This window comes from Pseudoalteromonas sp. Isolate6, from assembly GCF_022398435.1.
Taxonomy (GTDB): domain Bacteria; phylum Pseudomonadota; class Gammaproteobacteria; order Enterobacterales; family Alteromonadaceae; genus Pseudoalteromonas; species Pseudoalteromonas galatheae.
Genome location: NZ_JAKEVK010000398.1, coordinates 1 through 887, shown reverse-complemented (window position 1 = coordinate 887; position 887 = coordinate 1). Strand labels below are relative to the sequence as shown.

Sequence of the window (887 nt, the reverse complement as noted above, 5' to 3'; positions counted from 1 at the left end):
TAGCTACACCTTTAAAACTAATGATTCTGTGATCTGCTGCTCACCAATTTGAGCGGCGGCATTCATGGCTTTAGCAAGCCAAGTGTTCACATTGAGTGGGTAAGAGCGGTCTAGCTCGGCATCATCCAATGCAATGCCGTGGCGAATGCGCCCCATACACTTGCCGCGAATGGCGCTAAGGGCGTCTTCGGTAAAAATTTTGTCAGCATCTACACCAACGCGAGATAGCTTATGGCGAATATACTGAGGAACATAAATCCCTAGCGGCTGCATCCGTATTTGATTGCAGCGCCAGCTAAACTCACGAACGTGCTGGCCGCTTAACTTTTTGGCAAGTTCCGACTGGCCGATCAGTACAATGCCCATCACACGCCTAAAACCGTGCGTTAACTCCCAAATACGCTTGAGTAGCTTGATCACATCAGCGCTTAAATCGTGCGCCTCATCAATTACCATTAGGTGTAAATGCCCGTTGTTGGCGCTTTCAATCAATGCCTCTTCTATTGCAGCATCACGCTCTTCAGCACTTGGTTTATGCTTGATTTGTAGCGCTCTACAAATAGCGGTAGAAATAGACTCTGCGGTTATTTTGCGGCGGTCTAATCGTGCAGGCTGGATCAAAATTACATCAGGATGATCTTGTTGTACTTGGTGTATAAAGGTGCGGCGAATAATCGTCTTGCCGCTTCCACACTCGCCATAGAGTGCAATCATGCTGCCAGCGTTCGCGGCCGTTAGCATGTCTTCTAAAATAATACGGTGGGCATCAACCAAAAATAGGTCATCCTCGCTCGTTATCTCGTTTTCAAACGGGTCACGACGTAGTTTAAAAAACTTCTTTGCGTTAGCTGTTAGCATTTCAGGCTCCGGATCTTCATATTCAACTT

1 protein-coding gene is annotated in these 887 nt (G+C 47.0%); it reads right to left on the bottom strand.

Annotated elements, in window-relative coordinates; translation table 11 throughout:
* Positions 1–3 precede the first annotated feature (3 nt).
* Positions 4–887, bottom strand: an 884-nt coding sequence (locus L1D50_RS23120) for an AAA family ATPase (protein ID WP_239966949.1), incomplete at its 5' end; no start/stop codon positions are given.